The organism is Stenotrophomonas sp. PD6, from assembly GCF_049199305.1.
Classification (GTDB): domain Bacteria; phylum Pseudomonadota; class Gammaproteobacteria; order Xanthomonadales; family Xanthomonadaceae; genus Stenotrophomonas.
Map to the genome: position 1 here is coordinate 105,147 of NZ_JBLZQD010000012.1, position 20,727 is coordinate 125,873.

Below are 20,727 nucleotides of genomic sequence, written 5' to 3' on the forward strand. Positions count from 1 at the left end.
ACCACCACCCGGAGATTTACATGACGTATTCCAATCACCGCACCCGTATGCCGGCTCGCCGCCTGCTCACGAGCGCACTGGTCAGCTGCCTGTTGCTGGGCGCTGCGCCGTCCCTGATGGCCCAGTCGGCCACCTCCTCGCTGCGCGGCCAGGTTGCCCAGGCCGATGCGGGCACTGAAGTGACCGCCACCAACGTTGCCAGCGGCAGCGTGCGTCGCGCGACCACCCGCGCCGACGGCAGCTACTCGCTGATGGGCCTGGACCCGGGCACCTATGACGTGGTGGCCAACGGCCAGACCCAGAAGGTGACGGTGACCGTGGCCTCGACCGCGACGCTGAACTTCGGCGGCGCTCCGGCCAATGGCAGCACCGCCAACGCCACCAACCTCGACACCGTGAACGTCGTCGCGCCGACCCTGCTGCAGGAGGTGCGTACCTCGGAAGTGGGCAAGACGGTGAGCCTGCAGCAGATCCAGACCACCCCGCAGGTGTCGCGCAACTTCCTGGAGTTCGCCGACGCGGTGCCGGGCATGATCTTCACCCGTGATGCGAAGGGCAACACCTCGCTGCGCGGCGGTGCCACCAATTCCGACGGCACCAACGTGTACATCGACGGCGTGGGCCAGAAGAGCTACGTCAAGGGCGGCGGCGTGGCCGGCCAGTCCGGCAGCGCCGGCAACCCGTTCCCGCAGCTGGCCATTGGCGAATACAAGGTCATCAGCGGCAACTACAAGGCCGAGTATGGCCAGGTCTCCAGCGCGGCCGTGACCGCGGCGACCAAGTCCGGTACCAACGAGTTCAAGGGTGAAACCTTCTACCGTTACACCAACGAAGACATGCGCGCCAAGACCCCGGCCGAGCGTCAGGTCGGCCAGACCAAGGAGGCATCGGCCGAGAAGGAATACGGCTTTGCATTGGGTGGCCCGATCATCCAGGACAAGGCGCACTTCTTCGTGACCTACGAAGCCAAGCGCTTCGACCTGCCGGTCACCATCGCGCCGGAAGGCTCGGTCACCAACCGCGTCGGCCTGCTGCCGGCAGACGCCGCCGCCGGCCTCGGCCCGGCCAGCCAGCCGTTCCAGCAGGACCTGATCTTCGCGAAGATCGACTTCGAGCCGACCGACAACGATCGCATCGAGCTGACCTTCCAGGACCGCGACGAAACCCAGCAGCAGTTCAGTGGGCAGACCGCGCCGGAAGCCGGCAAGGAAACGGTCAATACCGATCGCCGGTACGCGCTGCGCTGGAACCACAGCGGTGAGCGTTACTACAACGAACTGATGGTCACCCATGAAGATTCGTTCAACAACCCGACCCCGCTGACCCTGGCCAACGGCATCATCTACACCGCACCGGATGGCACCGAAGACCGCACCCTGGTCCGGATCGGTGGCGCCTCGGCGCTGGATTCGCAGGTGAAGGGCCAGAAGGGCTGGTCGATTGAAGACAACCTGACCTTGGACGGCATCGAGTGGATGGGCGACCACACCATCAAGATGGGCGCCAAGTACAAGCAGATCGACCTGTACGCTTCGGATGCCGCGCAGATCAATCCGGCCTTCACCTACACGCTGGGCGATGCGGACTTCCCGTCCGACATCCCGTACAAGGCGCAGTTCGTCAAGCCGGTGACCGGCGTGTCGGGCGTGTCGGGCGAAGTGCGTTCGAAGTCCAAGCAGATCGGCCTGTTCATCCAGGACGACTGGCAGGTCAACGACCACCTGCAGCTGAACATCGGCCTGCGCTGGGACTACGAAAAGACCCCGTCCTACCTGGACTTCGTCACCCCGCAGGCCGTGGTCGATGCGATCTATTCGCAGGATCCGCGTGCTGCCGCGGGCCAGACCTACGCCGATTCGCTGGCGCTGGGCGGTCTGAACATTGGCGATTACATCAGCAACGGCCACAACCGCAAGGCATTCAAGGATGCCTGGCAGCCGCGCCTGGGCTTCTCGTATGACATCAACGCCGACGAGCAGCACGTGATCCACGGTGGTGCCGGCCGTTCGTACGACCGCGACCTGTTCGACAACCTGCAGCTGGAAACCACCAAGCTGGCCCTGCCGCAGCCGACCATCTACTTCCGCAACCCGGCGACCGGTACCTGCCTCAACGGCCAGGCTGCCTGCTATGACTGGAACCCGAACCTGCTCAACGGCATCGAAAACCTGCAGGCCCTGGTCGGTGCGACCAGCAATGCCGGCCTGGAAGTGGACCTGCTCAACAACAACCTGAAGGTGCCGTACGCGGACCAGTTCAGCCTGGGCATGAGCAACCAGGTCGGCGACTGGCTGACCGATGCCACCATCGCCCGCACGCTGACCTACGACGGCTTCGCCTTCACCCTGGGCAACCGTTACCCGACCGGCCAGTTCTTCGATGACCCGCGCCTGTGCGGTGGCACCGACCCGGGCCTGAGCCAGGCCTGGAGCTGCAACGTGCCGGGCTTCGGCAGCCTGATCATCGGCCAGCAGGGCATCAAGACCCGCGCCACCCAGGTGCTGCTGTCGGCGCAGAAGCCGTTCACCAAGGAAAGCGGCTGGGGCACCTCCATCGCTTACACCTGGACCACGGCCCGCCACAACCGTGACATCAATGAGCATTACGCGTTCGACCGCGGCCTGATCGAGGATTACCCGACCATCCGTTCCAACGGCGCGCCGCGCCACCGTCTGGTGGTCACCGGTTCGTATGCGGGCTTCTGGGACATCACCTTCGGCGGCAAGATCACCCTGGCCACCCCGACCGCGGTGAACGACTGGTACCCGGTGCAGCAGTCCACCGGCTTCGACCTGCCGACCCCGGGCGCCGCCGTGCCGAATGGCAACGGCAAGTTCCTGGTCGGTGGCAAGATCTTCGGCTACCGTTCGGTGGACCTGCAGGCGACGAAGACGTTCAAGATGCCGGGCGACACCGAGCTGTACGCGCGCATCGACATCATCAACGTGTTCAACTTCGACAACTTCTCCAACTACAACTACACCAAGTCCAACGGCAAGCTGCTGGCCAGCTACAACGAGACCGGCGACATCGTCGGTACGCCGCGCCAGGTGAAGGCAGAAGTGGGCTTCCGCTTCTGATGTAAATGAAGGCCGGTCCCCCCGCCGTAGAGACACGCCATGCGTGTCCCCGCGGCTTGGGGGAACCGGTTTTTAAAGGTTGTAAGCTGTAAACGATTTCACTCCACGGCCCGGTATGCTTGGCCTGGACTTCGCAGATTCAGGAGGGTTGGCACGATGAAGGTACCTCGCGTATTGGCACTGGCGGTAATGGCGGCAGCTGCAGTCGGCTGCACGCCGCAGGCGCAGGACACGCCAGCCAAGCCCAAGCCGCCGGTCATCCTGATCGAGGCCGACGTACCGCCACGCCCGATGAAACCAGAACTGCCCCCGTTGTTCGACGATATCGAACGCCGCACCTTCCAGTTCTTCTGGGACACCACCAACGAGGTCAACGGGCTCAGCCCGGACCGCTATCCGTCACGCCCGTTCGCCAGCATCGCCTCGGTGGGCTACGCGTTGACCGCTTATCCGATCGGCGTGGAAAACGGCTGGGTCAGCCGTACCCAGGCCGTCGACCGCACGCTGCTCACATTGAAGTTCTTCCGCGACCTGCCGATGGGGCCACAGCGCACCGGCAAGGGCGGCTACAAGGGCTTCTACTACCATTTCCTGGACATGCAGGAAGGCCGCCGCTATGACAGCTGGGTGGAGCTTTCCAGCGTGGACACCGCCCTGCTGATGATGGGCGTGCTGTTCGCGCAGTCCTATTACACCGGCGACGATCCGCGCGAGAAAGAAATCCGCGACATCGCCGATACGCTGTACAAGCGCGTGGACTGGCCGTGGCTGCAGCAGCGCGCGCCGCTGATTTCGATGGGTTGGTTCCCCGAAAGCGGCTTCATCGACCACGACTGGATGGGTTACAACGAGGCGATGATGGTCTACATCCTCGCGCTCGGCTCGCCCAGCCACCCGGTCAGCCCGGACGCGTGGACGGTGTGGACGCGGACCTACGACAACGACTGGGGCGTGTTCCAGGGCCAGGAATACCTGTCCTTCGGCCCGCTGTTCGGCCACCAGTACACCCACGTCTGGATCGACTTCCGCGACATCCAGGACGCGTACATGCGCGAACGCGGCAGCACGTACTTCCTCAACAGCCGCTCGGCCGCGTTGGCCCAGCGTGAATACGCCATCGCCAACCCGATGCAGTGGAAGGACTACGGCGAGAACGTGTGGGGCCTGACCGCCAGCGACGGCCCGCAGAACACCACTCAGGAATTCCGTGGCGAGCAGCGCCAGTTCCGCCATTACTCCTCGCGCGGCGCAGGCCTGCGCGAGAACTTCGATGACGGCACCATCGCCCCGACCGCCGCGATCGCCTCGGTGGTGTTCGCCCCGGAAGAGGTGATTCCGGCCACCGTGGAGATGCACAAGCGCTACGGCGACTACATCTATTCCAGCTACGGTTTCCTGGATTCGTTCAACCCGAGCTTCAACTTCGACATCCCGCTCAAGACCGGGCGCATGGTGCCCGACCGGGGCTGGGTGGCCAGCGACTACATCGGCATCGACCAGGGCCCGATCCTCACCATGATCGCCAACTACCGGAACGATTTCGTGTGGGAGACGATGAAGAAGAACCCGCATATCCGCCGTGGCCTGGAGCGCGCCGGTTTCAGCGGTGGCTGGCTCACGCCGGAAGGCGAGGATCAGCCGATGGAACTGCAGAAAGACGAGAAGGCCGCGTCGGCCCGCTCGATGGGCATTGCCGAGTCCCGTGCGGCCGCCGCGCAGGAACAGAAGAACAATTCCAACAACAACCGCAACCAGCCCCAGGGGAAGTAAGCAGTGTCAGTGTCGTCGCGCCCCAAGCTGTGGGTGAGTGTGTTGCTGCTGGTTGCCGGCAGCCTGTTGTTGAGTGCCTGCCGGAAGGAACCGGAGGGTGTGACCGTGCGGTTCTGGGCCATGGGCCGTGAAGCCGAAGTGGTCAGCGAGCTGATTCGCGAATTTGAAGCCGACAATCCCGGTATCCACGTGGATGTGCAGAACATCCCGTGGACGGCCGCGCATGAAAAGCTGCTTACCGCGTTCGCGGCCGATGGCCTGCCGGATGTGTGCCAGCTGGGCAACACCTGGATTCCCGAGTTCGCCGAGCTCAACACGCTCACCCCACTGGCGCCTTTCGTGGCCCAGTCCAAGGTGGTGGACCCGGCCGACTACTTCCAGGGCATCTGGGACACCAACGTCATCAACGGCGAGCTGGTGGGCGTGCCGTGGTATGTCGACACGCGCCTGCTGTATTACCGCAAGGATCTGCTGGCCAAGGCTGGATTCGACCACCCCCCGCGCACGTGGGACGAGTGGAACACGATGATGGCGGCGATCAAGAAGATGCAGGGCCCGGACCGCTATGCAGTGCTGATGCCGATCAACGAGTTCGAGCAGCAGCTGTCGTTCGCCCTGCAGCAGCCCGACCCGCTGCTGCGCGACCACGACACCCGCGGCAATTTCCGCAGCCCCGGCTTCCGCCGCACCCTGGCGTTCTACGAGAACATGTTCGCCCAGGGCTGGGCGCCGCGCATGTCCGAGACCCAGATCTCGAATGTGTGGGACGAGTTCTTCAAGGGCTTCAACGTGTTCTATCTGTCCGGCCCCTGGAACATCCGCGAGTTCAAGAAACTGCAGCCCAAGGAGCTGGAAGGCAAGTGGGGCACCGCCGCGCTGCCCGGCCCGGACGGCCCCGGCGCCGGCATCGCCGGTGGCACCAGCCTGGTGATCTTCCGTGGCTCGCAGCAGAAGGAAGCGTCGTGGAAGCTGATCGAGTTCCTCTCGCGCCCCGACATCCAGCAGCGTTTCCATTCCATCATTGGCGACCTGCCGCCGCGCCGCAGTACGTGGGAGCATCCGTCGCTGGCCAATGACCCGCTGGCGCAGCCGTTCCGTGACCAGCTGGAGCGCGTGCGGCCGACCCCGAAGGTGCTGGAGTGGGAGCGGATCGTGCAGGAAATGCGCATCGTCACCGAACAGGTGGTGCGTGGTGGGCTGGATCAGGATGTAGCTGTGAATCGACTGGATGATCGCGTGGACAAGGTGCTGGCAAAACGCCGCTGGATGCATGAGCAGCGCACGCAGGCGCAAACGCCTGCCGAACCGGCAACGGAGGTGCTGCCGTGAAGCAGCGCTCGCTTGCCGGCTGGATCTTCGCCGGCCCGTCCCTGCTGGTGATCGGCGTGTTCTTCGGCCTGCCGGTGTTCTCGGCGCTGGCGCTGAGCATCACCGACTTCGACCTGTATTCGCTGGCCGACGGTGGCAACCTGCGCTTTGTCGGGCTGGGCAACTACATCGACCTGCTGCAGACCCCGATGTTCTGGAAGTCGCTGTGGAACACCACGTATTTCGTGGTGGTAGGCGTGCCGATGTCCATCGGCGTGTCGCTGGGCGCAGCCCTGCTGCTCAACGCCCCGGCGGCGCGCTTCAAGGCGCTGTTCCGCACCGCGCTGTTCGCCCCGGTGGTGACCACGCTGGTGGCGGTGGCGGTGATCTGGCGCTACCTGTTCCATACCAGCTACGGGCTGGTGAACTACGGCCTGGGCCAGCTGGGCATCAGCCCGATCGACTGGCTGGGCGACCCGAACTGGGCCATGCCGACCATCATGCTGTTCGCGGTGTGGAAGAACTTCGGCTACAACATGGTGATCTTCCTGGCTGGCCTGCAGGCGATCCCGCATGACCTGTACGAGGCCGCGCGCATCGACGGCGCCTCGCGCTGGAAGCAGTTCCTGCACATCACCCTGCCGATGCTCGGCCCGGTGCTGCTGGTGGTGGGCGTGATCACCGTGTCCGGCTACTTCCAGCTGTTTGCCGAACCCTATGTGATGACGCGTGGCGACCCACTGCAGAGCACGGTGAGCGTGCTGTACTTCATGTTCGAGGAAGGCTTCAAGTGGTGGAACCTGGGCCGCGCATCGGCCGTGGCGTTCCTGCTGTTCCTGATCATCCTGGCGGTAACCAGCCTGATGCTGCGTTTCGGCCGCAAGAGGCAGTTGGTATGAGTCGTGAGATCGGCCAGTCGCGCTGGCATGCGTGGTGGGTGAACGGTGGGTTGCTGGTGCTGGCCGCGGTCAGCCTGGCGCCGCTGCTATGGATGCTGTCGGTGTCGTTCATGCCGACCGGCGAGGCGGCGCATTTCCCGCCGCCGCTGCTGCCTTCGTCGGTGACCACCAACAACTACCACGAGCTGTTCGCCCGCACCGGCATGGGCAACAACTTCGTCAACAGCTTGTTCGTTTCGCTGGCGATCACGCTGGGCTCGCTGCTGCTCAACACCATGGCCGGCTATGCCTTCGCCAAGCTGCGCTTCGTGGGCCGCGAACGCATCTTCCAGGTGCTGCTGGCCGCGCTGGTGATCCCGGCGCAGGTGGCCATGCTGCCGCTGTTCCTGCTGATGAAGCAGCTGGGCCTGGTGAACAGCTTCGGCGGGGTGATCGTGCCGGCGCTGGCCAGCGTGTTCGGCATCTTCCTGGTGCGCCAGTACGCGCGTTCCATTCCCGATGAGCTGCTGGAAGCGGCGCGCATCGACGGGGCAGGGGAGCTGCGCATCTTCTTCCAGATCGTGCTGCCGATGCTCAAGCCGGTGCTGGTGACGCTGTCGATCTTCACCTTCATGGGCGCCTGGAACGACTTCATGTGGCCGCTGATCGTGCTGACCGACCAGGAGCACTACACCTTGCCGGTGGCGCTGGCCACGTTGTCGCGCGAACACATCATGGATGTTGAAATGATGATGGCCGGCGCGGTGGTCACGGTGGTTCCGGTGCTGGCCCTGTTCCTGGTGCTGCAGCGCTACTACATTCAAGGTCTTCTGCTGGGGAGTGTCAAAGGGTGAAGCGTGCCGTCGTCGCGGTGGTTCTGGGTCTGGGTGTGTTCGGGTCACTGGCAGCCGCCGCCGCGCCTCCGGCGCCGCTGCCGGCGCCCAAGCTCCTGGACGGTTTCGACGACATGGCACCGTGGAAGCTGGTGGTGTCCGACCAGGTGAGCGGTTCGCTGCGCAGCGTGGCCGGCGCCAACGGCGGCCGCGCGCTGTGCGTGGACTACGACTTCCACGAGGTCTCCGGTTATGTGGCGATCCGCCGCGAGCTGCCCATCACCTGGCCGGAAAACTACCAGGTGGGCTTCCAGCTGCGCGGTGATTCGCCCGGCAACGACCTGCAGTTCAAGTTCATCGACGCCAGCGGCGACAACGTGTGGTGGGTCAACCGGCCCGGCTACACGTTCCCCAAGACCTGGACGCCAGTGCAGTACCGCCAGCGCCAGATCGAGAAGGCCTGGGGCCCGGACCCGGACAAGACCCTGCGCAAGAGCGCGGCGGTGGAGTTCACCATCTACAGCAAGGTCGGCGGGCGCGGCACGGTGTGCTTCGACCGGCTGACCCTGCAGGCGCTGCCGCCGGTGGATACCTCGGCGCTGGCGCCGACGGTGATTGCCGACACGGCCACCGCGCTGCAGAACCGCATCGTCGACGGCAAGGCCGATACGGTGTGGATCAGCGGCGGCGTGCCGGAGCAGACCATCAGCCTGGACCTGTACAAGGTGCGCGAGTTCGGCGGTGCGGTGATCCAGTGGGTGCCGGGCCTGGAGGCGACGCGCTATGTGGTGCGTTCTTCCGAGGACGGGCGCAACTGGCGCACGCTGCGCGAGATCACCGCCGGCGGCGGTGGCGACCGTGATTGGCTGGCGTTGCCGGATACCGAAGCGCGCTACCTGCGCTTCGACCTCAAGGCCGGGCGCAGCTGGCGCTACGGGATCCGAGACATCGCGATCAAGCCGCTCGACTTCGCCGCCACGCCCAACGAGTTCGTGGAGTCGGTCGGCGCCGATCTGCCGCGTGGCTTCGTGCCGCGTGGCTTCAGTGGCGAACAGCCGTACTGGACGCTGCTGGGCCTGGACGGTGGCCGCGAGCAGGCGCTGATCGGCGAGGACGGCGCGCTGGAAGTGGCCAAGGCAAGCTTCAGTGTCGAGCCCTTCGTGGTGGTCGACAAGAAGGTGCTCAGCTGGGCCGATGTGGAAAGCAGGCAGTCGCTGCAGGACGACTACCTGCCCATCGCCAGCGTGGACTGGACCCATCCCAAGGCGGCGCTGCAGGTCACCGGTTTCGTGCAGGGCACGCCGGACAAGGCGCAGCTGGTGGGCCGCTACACGCTGCGCAACCCGGACAAGGTGGCCCACGATTACACGCTGGCGCTGGCCGTGCGCCCGTGGCAGGTGAACCCGCCGCGGCAGTTCCTCAATACGGTGGGCGGGGTAAGCCGGATCGACGCGCTGGACATCGAGCCGGGCCTGGTCGAGGTCAACGGCAAGCCGCGCGTGTACCCGGTGCAGGCGCCGGACGCGGCGTTCGCCAGCCCGTTCGACGGCAAGCTGGAGGTTACCCACCTGGCCAACGGCACCCTGCCTACGACCACCGAGGTGCGCGACCCCACCGGGTTGGCCTCGGGCGCGCTGTTGTACCGCTGGCGGCTGGAACCGGGCCAGACCCGCGAGGTGGCCATCGTGCTGCCGCAGACGGGGCAGTGGACCACGCCGAAGGACTTCGACGCCGGCAAGGCGCAGCAGCAGGTGGCCGCGATGTGGCGTACCAAGCTGGACCAGGTGACGCTGCAGCTGCCGGCGGCGGGCAAGCCGCTGGCCGATACGGTGCGCACCGCGCTGGCGCACATGCTGATTTCGCGGATCGGCCCCAGCCTGCAGCCGGGCACGCGTTCGTATTCGCGCAGCTGGATCCGCGATGGCGCGATGATTTCCGAAGGGCTGCTGCGCATGGGCCGCAGCGATGCGGTGCGCGAGTACGTGAACTGGTATGCGCCTTACCAGTTCGACAACGGCAAGGTGCCGTGCTGCGTGGACCCGCGCGGCGCCGACCCGGTGCCGGAGAACGACAGCCATGGCGAGCTGATCTTCAACATCGCCGAATACTGGCGCTACATGGGTGACACGACGTTCCTGGAACTGATGTGGCCGCACGTGCAGGGCGCCTACCAGTACATGGAACAGCTGCGCCTGAGCGAGCGCACGGAAGAGAACCGTGCGATCAACCCGGCGTTCTACGGAATGATGCCGGTGTCGATCAGTCACGAAGGCTATTCGGCCAAGCCGATGCATTCGTACTGGGACAATTTCTGGGCGCTGCGCGGTTACAAGGACGCGGCGATCATCGCCAGCACGCTGGGCAAGGTCGAGGCGATGCAGATGAGCGCGTCGCGCGACGAGTTCCGCGACGACCTGCAGGCGTCGCTGCTGGCGGCCACGGCCCTGCACAAGATCGACTACCTGCCGGGTTCGGCGGAGCTGGGCGACTTCGACGCGACTTCGACGACGATCGCCCTGGCACCGGCCGGCGAACAGGGCCGGTTGCCGCAGCCGTACCTGGACAATACGTTCGAACGCTACTGGAAGCAGTTCGAGGAACGCCGCGACGGCAAGCGCGCGTGGAAGGACTACACGCCGTACGAGTGGCGCAATGTGGCCGCGTTCGTGCGCCTGGGCTGGCGCGACCGCGCCTGGCAGGCGACGGAGTTCTTCTTCAAGGACCGTGCGCCGCAGGCCTGGAACCAGTGGGCGGAAGTGGTTTCGCACACGCCGCGCAAGCCGTTCTTCGTGGGTGACCTGCCGCACGCCTGGGTGGCATCGGACTTCGTGCGCTCGGCGCTGGACATGTTCGCCTACAACCGCGACATCGACGACAGCCTGGTGCTGGCGGCCGGCGTGCCGAGCCGTTGGCTGGAAGGGCAGGGTATTGCGGTGAAGGGCCTGCGTACGCCGCAGGGCCAGTTGAGCTACACGCTGAGCCGCACGGACAAGGTGCTGACGCTGCAGGTGGCGCCGGGCCTGATGTCGCCGCAGGGTGGGGTGGTGTTGCCCTGGCCGTACAGCGGTGAGCCCGGCGAGACGACGATCAACGGCGAGCCGGCACAGTGGATAAACGGCGAGCTGCGCATCACGCGCGTGCCGGCCACGGTGGAGGTGCAGATTCCGGCCTCGGTGCGTCGCGCCGAACGCAAGGCGCCATGACCTGGCGGGTGTCGCGGGGCCTGCTGTCGGCGCTGCTGCTGGCCTGTGTGCTGGCGGCGCTGCCCGCGCGCGCGGATGATGCCGTTGCCGGTGCCAATGCACCGGGCATGAGCATGGTCACGTTCAATCTGCATCATGACCGCGAGGACTGGCCGCAGCGGCGCAAGGTGATCCTGCGCGAGCTGCAGGCACTGCAGCCGGACGCGATCGCGCTGCAGGAGGTGATCCAGAAGCCGAACGTGCGCAACCAGGCGGCATGGCTGGCGGGCAAGCTCGGCTACGACTACGAGTTCGTGTCCACCGATCCGCCGGGGCGCTTCAAGCGCTACGGCAATGCGCTGTTGACCCGGCGCCCGGTGCTGGCGCGCGGGCAGCACCTGCTTTCACCCCTGACGGATTACCGCACGGTGGCGCACCTGCGTATCGATGTGGACGGGCAGGCGGTAAACATCTACGCAACGCATCTCAACGAGCGTTCGGATGAAAGCGGCAGCCGCATTCGCGGCGAGCAGGTGGGCGATCTGTTGAAGTTCATCGCGGACACGTCGGGCGATGCGCCGGTGGTGATCGCCGGGGATTTCAACGCACTGGTGGACGCAGGCGATCTGAGCGCGCTGCGCCAGCGCTATGGCGACAGTTTCGGCAGCGTGCATGTGAACAACGAGCTGGCGCAGATCAGTACATTGAACCGCCACTACTTCGACGCGCCGTCGCGCATCGACCACATCTTCTTCCAGCAGGACAAGCTGCTCGCCCGCGAAGCCCGCCTGCTGTTCGACCAGCCCTACGCCGAAGGCCGCTGGGCCTCGGACCATTACGGCGTGTGGACCCGCCTGCAGTTCGCGCCGTAGGGCTAACTGCCACAGCCTTGGTCTGCGAGAGTACGCGCTTAGGGCCGGCGGCGGCGGGTTTGCGGGGGACGCCGTGAATCCATCCATGGAGGCTCAGTCGCCGCATCCATGCGGCTCATGCCCCCGCGAACCCACCCCCGCCGACCCTTTGACAATTGGCCGGTGGCCAAGACAAAGGCCAACGCCAATGCCAACGGCAACGGCAACGCGTAGAGCCACGCCCTGCGTGGATGCACTTAACGGTGCACGAGAATCAAACCCGTAGAGCCACGCCATGCGTGGCTGCTCCCGCTCGCCCAAGGCCCCCAACAAACTGTCGAAGGGCTGGCGGGGGTGGGTTGGCGGGGGTATGAGCCGCATGGATGCGGCGACTAAGCCCCCATGGATGGGTTTACGGCGTCCCCCGCCAACCCACCGCCGCCAGCCCTAAACACGCACATTCGCAGACCACGGCTTCTGCTCTCGCCTTGCGTGACCAAGCGCGACCCACAAAAACAAACAGCGGCCCGAAGGCCGCTGTCTGTTTTTACGCATAGCGCTGGAACAGGATCAGACCTTGTCGGTCTTTTCCGGGTCCTGCTTGTCGGCATCGTCGGCCTTGGCGACATCGGTGGGGATGTCTTCGCGGGCTTCTGCATGCGCGGCCTGGGCGGCGGCATCGGTCGGTGCGGCGTCGCTGGCGGCGGTGCCGAACAGCTGGCCGTTCTGCACCACCGGTGCGGCTTCTGCCGCCTCGACACGGGCAACCGGTGCCGGTGCGGCCTGCGGGGCCGGTACGGCGTCAACCGCGTCCAGCATGCTGGTCTGCACCGGGCGACCGACTTCGGTCGGACCCGTGCGCTCGACCGCCGGGGCTTCCGCGGACAGCCGACTAACAGTCGGCTCTACAGCAGCCTTCGGCGTCTCGATCGCGGCAGGCGCGGTCGGGGCCGGGGCGACGACCGGGGCTTCTGCAGCCTTCGGCGCCTGGGTCACGACCGGGGCCTCGACGGCCTTCGGTGCTTCGGTGGGCTGCCGACTAACAGTCGGCTCTACCTTGGCGGTGGGGGCTTCAACGGCCTTCGGCGCTTCGGTGACGGCCGAGGTTTCGATGGCCTTCGGCGCCTGGCTCACGACCGGGGCTTCGACAGCCTTCGGCGCTTCGGTGGGCAGCCGACTAACAGTCGGCTCTACCTCGGCGGCGGGGGTCTCGATGGCCTTCGGTGCCTGCGGCGCCGCCTGGACCGGCGTGGCGGCCGCCGGCATCGGCGACTCCACGAACGGCACGCGGTCGGTGTACGACGGCGTGCGCTCGGCTTCCGGCTCTGCCTTCGGGGCCGGCGTCGGTGCCGGTGCCGGCGTTGCCACCGGGGTCGGGGCGGCATGACCGGCGGTCACGACCGGGCTGCTGACCACGGCCAGCGGCGCGGCGGCGGCAACGGCGGCTACCGGGGCCGGGCGCGGAGCCTGGACCGGTGCAGCCGGGGCGGCCGGGGCGGCGCCATCGTCGTCGAAGTCGAACTCGGGGTTCGGCTCGCCGTTACCCGTCACCGGGCGCGGGGCGTGGGCGGTGGTGTCACCGTCCTGCTCGCCGTCCTGGTCGTCCGCGTCGTCGTCCAGACCGGCGTCATCGTTCAGACCATCGCTGCCCGCAGCCTGCTCGCCATTGCCACGACGACGGCGGCGGCCACCGCGACGGCCACGACGACGGCGCGAGGCGCCTTCGCCGCTGGCGTCATCGCCCGTGCCCGGCGCTTCGCCGTGCTCGGCGGCGTCGCCTTCGGCCACTGCGGCGGTGGTCAGCTTCTCATCGGCCGGTGCCGGCGTTGCCACCGGGGCGGCCGGTGCGGCGGTGCCCGGGGTCGCAGCGTCGGCCACGGTCACGGCGGCGGCAGCCACCAGCGCGGCCTCGGCCACCGGTGCACCGGTCTGCAGCGGCTTGGCGGTGTCGGCCTGCGGCTGACGCGCCGGCTTGTCGCCGTCGTTCTGCTGCCTCGGCTGACCCGGCTGCTTCTGCTTCTGGTTCTGGTTCTGGTTCAGCTTCGGCTGCTGCTCATTGCGCGGTGCCTTGGGCTGCTGCGGCTCGTTGCGCGGCTTGCCCTGCGGGGCCTGGCCAGCGGCGGGTGCCGCAGCCTGTGCGGCCGCGTCGGGGCGACGCTCCTCGCGGCGCTCGCCCTTGCCGGCGCGCTCGCCTTCACGGCGGTCCTTGTTGCGGCCCTGGCCCTGTGCCTGGCCGTTGCCACCGCGTTCGCCACGCTCATCGCGGCGACCGTTGCGGTCCTTGCCGTTGCGGTCCTTGTTGCGACCGTTGCGGTTGCCGTCCTGGGCCGGGCGGCTGCTCGGCTGCGGGGCGGCGGCCGGGGCCGGTTCGCCACCGAAGATGCGCTTGAGCCAGCCGACCACGCCCGTGGCGGCCGGAGCGGCCACCGGGGTGGGGGCGACCGGTGCCGGCGCAGCAGCCACCGGCTCGGCGACCTCGCGGACCGGGGCCGGGGAGCTGTGCTTGACGTTGGTGACTGCCGGGGCGACCGGAATGTTCAGCTGTGCCTTGGTCAGTGCGTGCACCGGCAGCTTGCGCGGGGTGCCGCGCTGGTAGCTCGGCTTGCCGCTCTCGTCGCCCAGCTCGTTTTCACGCAGGCGGGTGACTTCGTAGTGCGGGGTGTGCAGCTGTTCGTCGGCCACGATCACGATCGGCGCGTCATGGCGCTGTTCGATCTCGCGCAGCGCGCTGCGCTTTTCGTTGAGCAGGTAGTTGGCGATCTCGACCGGGGCCTGTACCAGCACCTGCCCGGTGTTTTCCTTCATCGCATGCTCTTCGGCCACGCGGATGATGGAGAGCGACAGCGACTCCACGCTGCGCATGCGGCCATGGCCGTCGCAACGCGGGCAGACGATCTGGCTGGATTCGCCCAGGCTCGGACGCAGGCGCTGGCGGCTCATTTCCATCAGGCCGAAGCGCGAGATGCGGCCCAGCTGCACGCGCGCACGGTCGTACTTGAGGGCGTTCTGCAGGCGGTTCTCGACTTCGCGCTGGTGCTTGTTCGACGACATGTCGATGAAGTCGATGACCACCAGGCCACCCAGGTCGCGCAGGCGCAGCTGGCGGGCCACTTCTTCGGCCGCTTCCAGGTTGGTCTGGAACGCGGTGTCCTCGATGTCGCTGCCCTTGGTGGCGCGCGAGGAGTTCACGTCGATGGCGGTCAGCGCTTCGGTCTGGTCGACCACGATCGAGCCGCCCGAGGGCAGGCGCACGTTGCGTTCATACGCGCCTTCGATCTGCGATTCGATCTGGAAGCGGTTGAACAGCGGGATGTCGTCGGTGTAATGCTTGAGCTTGCGCAGGGTCTGCGGCATCACCTGCTGCATGAATTCGCGGGCGGTGTCGTACAGCTCCTGGGTGTCCACCAGGATCTCGCCGACGTCGGCGCGCAGGTAGTCACGCAGGGCGCGCACGATCAGGCGCGATTCCTGGTAGATCAGGAACGGGGCCGGCTTGGTCAGCGCCGCTTCGGCGATCGACTTCCAGACCTGCAGCAGGTAGTCCAGGTCCCACTGCAGCTCTTCGGCATCGCGGCCGACGCCGGCGGTGCGGATGATCACGCCCATGTCGTCGGGGATGTCCAGCTTGTCCAGCGCTTCCTTCAGCGCGGCGCGGTCTTCGCCCTCGATGCGACGCGACACGCCACCGGCGGTGGGCGAGTTCGGCATCAGCACCATGTAGCGGCCGGCCAGGGAGATGAACGTGGTCAGGGCGGCGCCCTTGTTGCCACGCTCTTCCTTGTCGACCTGGACCACGACTTCCTGGCCTTCACGCAGCAGTTCGCGGATGCCGGCCTTGTTGTGGTCGACCCCGGCCTGGAAGTAATCGCGGGAGATTTCCTTCAGCGGCAGGAAGCCATGGCGCTCGCCACCGTACTCGACGAAGGCCGCTTCCAGCGACGGTTCAAGGCGCGTGATGCGGCCCTTGTAGATGTTCGACTTCTTCTGTTCCTTGGACGGCTGTTCGATGTCGATGTCGTACAGCGTCTGGCCATCCACGATGGCTACCCGCAGCTCTTCAGCCTGCGTGGCATTGATCAGCATTCGCTTCATATTGCGTTCCTCGCGCGCTGCTACCGCGCGGAACGCCATGGGGTTTCGCTTCTGGTCACGCTTCGACGCCCATCGCGCATGCGCGGGGAGGGCGGCTTGGGCTTCCAGCGCTACAACACCACGGCAGGCCGCGGGAGCGCTTCATTTTGTTTTGGTTTGGGTGGTGCGGGGCCGGAGGCAGCTGTCAGCCATGCTGGAGCGCCACAGGGACATTTTTTCAGCGCAGACGCTTGTCAGGCATCCGGCGATGGCCGGGACCGCCGGTGAGCCGCTAACATGGCCGCCCCGGGGGCGGTGGCTGCGCACTGTGCCGGAATCGAGGGAAGCCGGGCTTCTGGCCCACAGCAACTTCCAACGAAATCAATCCCTTATCTCGCCCGCCGAGTGTAACAGAATAAAAGGCCAATGACCGATACCGTGCCGTCCCCCAAACCCGCTGAAGGCAAGACCAGCGTACGTCTCCTGACTGTCCCGGCCGACCGCGCCGGGCAACGCCTGGACAATTTCCTGCTCGGCCAGCTGAAGGGTGCCCCACGCAGTCTGGTCTACAAACTCGTGCGCAGCGGCCAGGTCCGCGTGAACGGCGGCCGCGCCAAGGCCGAGCGCAAGCTGGAGGAGGGCGACGAAGTCCGCATCCCGCCGGTGCGTCTCACCGAGGAAGGCGACAAGGCCGGTCCGCCGGCGGCGTTCATGAAGCGGCTGGAAGACGCGATCGTCTACGAAGATGATCGTCTGCTGGCGCTGAACAAGCCGTCCGGTGTGGCCAGCCATGGCGGCAGCGGGATCAGCTTCGGCGCCATCGAGACCCTGCGCGCGCTGCGCCCGGGCAAGACGCTGGAGCTGGTGCACCGGCTGGACCGGGACACCTCGGGCCTGCTGATCGTGGCCAAGAAGCGTTCGGCGCTCAGCGAGCTGCAGGCGCTGCTGCGTGAAGACCACGGTTCCGGCATCCGCAAGCGCTACCTGACCCTGCTGGTGGGCCGGATGCCCGACGGCACCATGACCGTGGACGCGCCGCTGCACGTGGGCCTGCGCCAGGGTGGCGAGCGCCACGTGCAGGTGAACGCGATCGGCAAGCAGTCGATCAGCCACTTCAGCGTGCTGGAGCGCAAGGGCGGCCATTCGTACTGCGAAGTACGCATCGAAACCGGCCGCACCCACCAGATCCGCGTGCACGCCCAACACCTCGGGCATCCGGTGGCCGGTGACGACAAGTACGGCGATCCGGACGTCAACAAGCGGCTTCGTACCCAAATCGGCCTGAAACGCCTGTTCCTGCACGCGGCCTCGCTGGAGTTCTCGCTGGACGCCGGCAAGACCCCGTACCTGCTCAACGCGCCGCTGGCCGATGAGCTGACCGAGGTGTTGAACCGGTTGGGGTAATTGCGTGCGGTGGGGCGATCCGTTGGTGGGTCAATCCGTTGGCGGGTTGATCCGTCGGTGGGTTAATCCGGTTGCCGATGGGCCCGTAACGGTGCGGTAGCCCCGGCCGTTGGCCGGACGCCGCGCGCAGCGCGGAACAAGGATCCAGAGATGGCAAAACCCCCGTGCCGGGTTTCGCGTCCAACGTTTAAACCAACCGAAGCCACGCGTCAGCCGTTCATGACCCCAGAAGGACAGACCCGTCCATTGGCCTGCTGTATTCCGGTCCGGCGTCATGAGCGCCGGACACGCGGTTCCGGATGGTCTAAGCGCCGGACGGATGATCGGGGCCGCATTGCATCGGCTGCGGATGTATGTGCCGCGCTGCGCGCGGTGTCCGGCCAACGGCCGGGGCTACCGCACCGTTAAGGGCCCATTGGGAACCGGATTACCCCACCATGGGCTCCGGACGCGAGAGGGTAGCGCCGGCCGTTGGCCGGCCCAAGCCGTGCACGGTCACGAGCGATGGTTCACCACTTGAACAACACCAGGCTGATCGCCAGGCTGGCCATGCCGGCCACCAGGCCGTAGACCGTTTCGTGACCCTTGGCGTAGCGCTTGGCGGCGGGCAGCAGCTCGTCCAGCGCCAGGAACACCATCACGCCGGAAATCAACCCAAACACCCAGCCGAAGGTGGCGTGGTTGAGCACGTTCGACAGCAGCAGGTAGCCGATCGCCGCGCCGATCGGCTCGGCCAGGCCCGAGAGCAGGCTGGCGCCGAAGGCGTAGGCCTTGTTCTGCGTGGCGAAATACACCGGCACCGCGATGGCGATGCCTTCGGGAATGTTGTGGATGGCAATGGCGAACGCCAGCGGCATGCCCACCGACGGGCTTTCCAGCATCGCGAAGAAGGTCGCCAGGCCCTCGGGGAAGTTGTGCGCGGTGATCGCCACGGCGGTCAACAGGCCCACCCGCTTGATGTAGGCCTTGTTGTTCTCGCGGAACATCGGGTCCTGCTTGTCCAGGCTCTCGTGCGGGTTGGGAATGAGGTGGTCGATCAACACGATCAACAGCACCCCGCACAGGAACGCGGCCGTGGCGTAGGCGTAGCCCACCCGCGCGTCGTAGGCGAGGGTGAACGAATCGATCGCCTTGGTCAGGATCTCGGTCAGCGACACGAACACCATCGCGCCGCCGGCGAAGGCCAGGCCGAACGCCAGCAGGCGGGGGTTGGGGCGGCGCGAGAACAGCACCATCAGGCTGCCCAGGCCGGTGGCCAGGCCGGCAGCCAGGGTCACCAGCAGGGCGACCCATACGTTTTCATTGGAAATTTCCAGTGTCAGCCGCCCCGACGCAGGCGTTCTTCCACCGCGAAGCACTCATCGGGCTTGGGCTGCGGCGGGTTGAAGCTCACCGGCACCTGGATGGTGGTGGACACCGGCTGGCCGGCGCGGGTGGCGGCGTTGAACTGCCAGCCTTCCACGGCCTTGTGCGCCTGCTCGTCGAGCTGCGCGTTGCCGCTGCCCGAGACCAACTGGATCTGGCCCGGCTTGCCGTCGGTACCGATCACCACTTTGAGGGTGGTGGTGCCGCCGATGCCCTGGCAGGCCAGCTCGATCGGGTACACCGGCGGCGGGGTCTTCACCGCCGCGACCTCGGTGGGCGCGGCCACCGGCGCGGCCGGTGCGGAGGGACCGCCACAACCGGCAAGCCCGGCCACAAGCGCGGCAATGGCGACGCGTAGAGCCACGTCATACGTGGCTGCTCTCTGGATGTTCATGGCAATCACTCCGTCAGGCTCGAAGCCTTGGCTGCACAGATGAAGTCGTTCTCGCTCAGCCCGCCCACGTCGTGGGTGGAGAAGCGCACCACGGCACGGTCGTAATGCACGCCCAGGTCGGGGTGGTGGTCCTCACGGTGGGCCACCCAGGCCAGAGCGTTCACGAACGCCATCGTGCCGTGGTAGTCCTTGAACCGGAAGGTGCGGGTCAGCGCCTGACCCTGTTCGGCCAGCTCCCAGCCGGGCACCTGGGCCAGCAGCTCGGCGATCCGGGCCTCGCCCAGTTTGTGGTCGCTGCCCTTGCGCGGCACGCAATGGGCCTGCGCCAGCGGAATCAGGTCGGCCATGAAATTCTCCATCTCGTCTATGCCTGAACAATGCGCCGGACAGTGTATAAACCGAATGAGCGCATAACATGTAAGCCGCTAGAATAGCCGCATGATCCAGATCTCCGACACTGCCCAGACCTATTTCCGCAAGCTCATCGAGCGCGAAGCCGTGCCCGGCATGGGCGTGCGCCTCAGCGCCGTGGACGCCGGCACCCCGCGCGCCGACGCGCGCCTGGAGTTCGCCGAACCGGCCGACCTGCTCGGCGACGAGTGGGCGGTGGACTGCGACGGCTTCACCCTGTACGTCGCCGCCACCAGCGTGGCATGGATGGACGGGGCCGACATCGACATCGTCACCAATGCCACCGGCGGCCAGCAGCTGACCATCAAGGCACCGAAGATCAAGGGCGATGCACCGAACGATTCGGCCTCGCTGGTCGAGCGCGTGCGCTGGGTGGTCGAAAACGAAGTCAACCCGCAGCTGGCCTCGCATGGCGGCAAGGTGGCCGTGCAGGAAGTCTCCGCCGACGGCGTGGTGCTGCTGCGCTTCGGCGGTGGCTGCCAGGGCTGCGGCATGGCCGACGTGACCCTGAAGCAGGGCATCGAGAAGACCCTGATGGGGCGTGTGCCGGGCATCACCGCAGTGCGCGACGCGACCGACCATGACAGCGGGCACGCGCCGTACATTCCCCGCGGCACGGCTGCCTGATCGCCCTGCGTGACCTCCCGTCGGGCTGACGACATTCTCGATTGGCTGCTGGCCCGCCAGCCGGACAAACGCATTGTCGAAAAGACCACCGGCCTGCCTTACGGGTGGGGCCTGTGGCTGCGCGCATTGACGCCGTTGCCGCGCCCGTTCCGTTCCACGGAAGTGATTGCCCAGTTGATCGACCGGCCGTTGCCCGGTTCGCCGGGCCGGTTGCCGGCGCTGGGCACCGTGCAGGCGCTGCGCCGCCTGCTCTGGCAGACCTGGGACCCCGCGCCGCGCGACCAGCGCTGGATGCGCTGGACCTCGGCGGCGCTGAGCCTGCTGCTGCATGTGATGTTTGCCGCGCTGCTGCTGTGGGTGGCGCTTGTGCGCCCGCCGGTGGAGCCGGAGCAGGGCGGCGATGGCGGCCGTATCCAGGTGGAATTCATTGGCAAGGGCACGCCGCAGGAAAGTGGCGGTGGCGAACCTGCTGCCGCAGCCGGCAGCGCGGCGGCGGCCAGTGCACAGTCCGCCGCGGCTGCTGCGGCGAGCGCGCGTGCCGGCAGCACCGCGG

The 20,727-nt window shown here is 66.7% G+C and carries 13 protein-coding genes and 1 pseudogene; 10 read left to right on the forward strand and 4 right to left on the reverse strand.

All coding sequences use genetic code 11. The features are described from left to right. Positions 1-20 precede the first annotated feature (20 nt). From ACOZHM_RS15795 to ACOZHM_RS15825, 7 genes are all read left to right on the forward strand, one after another. Positions 21-3,080 (forward strand): TonB-dependent receptor domain-containing protein, encoded by a 3,060-nt coding sequence (locus ACOZHM_RS15795; protein WP_421570265.1) that lies wholly within the window; start codon positions 21-23, stop codon positions 3,078-3,080. Positions 3,081-3,236: 156 nt separating this feature from the next. Then, positions 3,237-4,850: a glucoamylase family protein gene (locus tag ACOZHM_RS15800; protein WP_421570266.1), complete on the forward strand. Its 1,614-nt coding sequence runs from the start codon at positions 3,237-3,239 to the stop codon at positions 4,848-4,850. A gap of 33 nt (positions 4,851-4,883) precedes the next feature. Then, a complete protein-coding gene (locus ACOZHM_RS15805) occupies positions 4,884-6,179 on the forward strand; it encodes a sugar ABC transporter substrate-binding protein (RefSeq protein ID WP_421570276.1) in 1,296 nt (431 codons plus the stop codon). After that, entirely contained in the window at positions 6,176-7,057 is an 882-nt protein-coding gene (locus tag ACOZHM_RS15810; RefSeq protein ID WP_421570267.1) for a carbohydrate ABC transporter permease, read from the forward strand. The genes ACOZHM_RS15805 and ACOZHM_RS15810 overlap by 4 nt, the downstream gene beginning before the upstream one ends. Then, positions 7,054-7,890 carry a carbohydrate ABC transporter permease gene (locus ACOZHM_RS15815; protein WP_421570268.1) on the forward strand — a complete coding sequence of 279 codons (837 nt, stop codon included), beginning with the start codon at positions 7,054-7,056 and terminating at the stop codon, positions 7,888-7,890. The genes ACOZHM_RS15810 and ACOZHM_RS15815 overlap by 4 nt, the downstream gene beginning before the upstream one ends. Before the next feature lie 47 nt (positions 7,891-7,937). Then, positions 7,938-11,072: a discoidin domain-containing protein gene (locus ACOZHM_RS15820; protein ID WP_421570277.1), complete on the forward strand. Its 3,135-nt coding sequence runs from the start codon at positions 7,938-7,940 to the stop codon at positions 11,070-11,072. Next, complete coding sequence (locus tag ACOZHM_RS15825; RefSeq protein WP_421570269.1) at positions 11,069-11,923, forward strand: endonuclease/exonuclease/phosphatase family protein; 855 nt, start codon at positions 11,069-11,071, stop codon at positions 11,921-11,923. The genes ACOZHM_RS15820 and ACOZHM_RS15825 overlap by 4 nt, the downstream gene beginning before the upstream one ends. Before the next feature lie 549 nt (positions 11,924-12,472). On the opposite strand, the gene rne is transcribed toward ACOZHM_RS15825, so the two are convergent. Then, positions 12,473-15,994: a ribonuclease E gene (gene rne / locus ACOZHM_RS15830; protein ID WP_421570270.1), complete on the reverse strand. Its 3,522-nt coding sequence runs from the start codon at positions 15,992-15,994 to the stop codon at positions 12,473-12,475. A gap of 405 nt (positions 15,995-16,399) precedes the next feature. Between rne and ACOZHM_RS15835 the strand changes: the two genes are divergently transcribed. Beyond that, complete coding sequence (locus tag ACOZHM_RS15835; protein ID WP_421570271.1) at positions 16,400-17,377, forward strand: RluA family pseudouridine synthase; 978 nt, start codon at positions 16,400-16,402, stop codon at positions 17,375-17,377. Between the two features lie 509 nt (positions 17,378-17,886). On the opposite strand, the gene zupT is transcribed toward ACOZHM_RS15835, so the two are convergent. From zupT to ACOZHM_RS15850, 3 genes are read right to left on the reverse strand one after another with little or no spacing between them, the layout of a single operon-like run. Continuing rightward, complete coding sequence (gene zupT, locus ACOZHM_RS15840) at positions 17,887-18,693, reverse strand: zinc transporter ZupT (RefSeq protein WP_421570278.1); 807 nt, start codon at positions 18,691-18,693, stop codon at positions 17,887-17,889. 2 nt (positions 18,694-18,695) lie between these two features. Next, positions 18,696-19,136, reverse strand: a complete 441-nt coding sequence (locus ACOZHM_RS15845) for an energy transducer TonB (RefSeq protein WP_421570272.1) — start codon at positions 19,134-19,136, stop codon at positions 18,696-18,698. A gap of 5 nt (positions 19,137-19,141) precedes the next feature. Next, complete coding sequence (locus tag ACOZHM_RS15850; RefSeq protein ID WP_421570273.1) at positions 19,142-19,483, reverse strand: 4a-hydroxytetrahydrobiopterin dehydratase; 342 nt, start codon at positions 19,481-19,483, stop codon at positions 19,142-19,144. A gap of 91 nt (positions 19,484-19,574) precedes the next feature. On the opposite strand from ACOZHM_RS15850, the gene ACOZHM_RS15855 reads away from it, so the two are divergent. Then, positions 19,575-20,174, forward strand: coding sequence for an NfuA family Fe-S biogenesis protein (locus ACOZHM_RS15855; protein WP_421570274.1), 600 nt, complete (start codon positions 19,575-19,577; stop codon positions 20,172-20,174). A gap of 9 nt (positions 20,175-20,183) precedes the next feature. Next, positions 20,184-20,727: pseudogene (locus ACOZHM_RS15860) on the forward strand (hypothetical protein); the annotation flags it as partial.

Excerpts from the sequence above, each read along its gene's own strand:
- ACOZHM_RS15795 (WP_421570265.1), top strand. The coding sequence starts at position 21 with ATGACGTATTCCAATCACCGCACCCGTATGCCGGCTCGCCGCCTGCTC.
- ACOZHM_RS15800 (WP_421570266.1), top strand. The coding sequence starts at position 3,237 with ATGAAGGTACCTCGCGTATTGGCACTGGCGGTAATGGCGGCAGCTGCA.
- ACOZHM_RS15815 (WP_421570268.1), top strand. The coding sequence starts at position 7,054 with ATGAGTCGTGAGATCGGCCAGTCGCGCTGGCATGCGTGGTGGGTGAAC.
- ACOZHM_RS15825 (WP_421570269.1), top strand. The coding sequence starts at position 11,069 with ATGACCTGGCGGGTGTCGCGGGGCCTGCTGTCGGCGCTGCTGCTGGCC.
- rne (WP_421570270.1), bottom strand. The coding sequence starts at position 15,994 with ATGAAGCGAATGCTGATCAATGCCACGCAGGCTGAAGAGCTGCGGGTA.
- ACOZHM_RS15835 (WP_421570271.1), top strand. The coding sequence starts at position 16,400 with ATGACCGATACCGTGCCGTCCCCCAAACCCGCTGAAGGCAAGACCAGC.
- ACOZHM_RS15845 (WP_421570272.1), bottom strand. The coding sequence starts at position 19,136 with ATGAACATCCAGAGAGCAGCCACGTATGACGTGGCTCTACGCGTCGCC.
- ACOZHM_RS15850 (WP_421570273.1), bottom strand. The coding sequence starts at position 19,483 with ATGGCCGACCTGATTCCGCTGGCGCAGGCCCATTGCGTGCCGCGCAAG.
- ACOZHM_RS15855 (WP_421570274.1), top strand. The coding sequence starts at position 19,575 with ATGATCCAGATCTCCGACACTGCCCAGACCTATTTCCGCAAGCTCATC.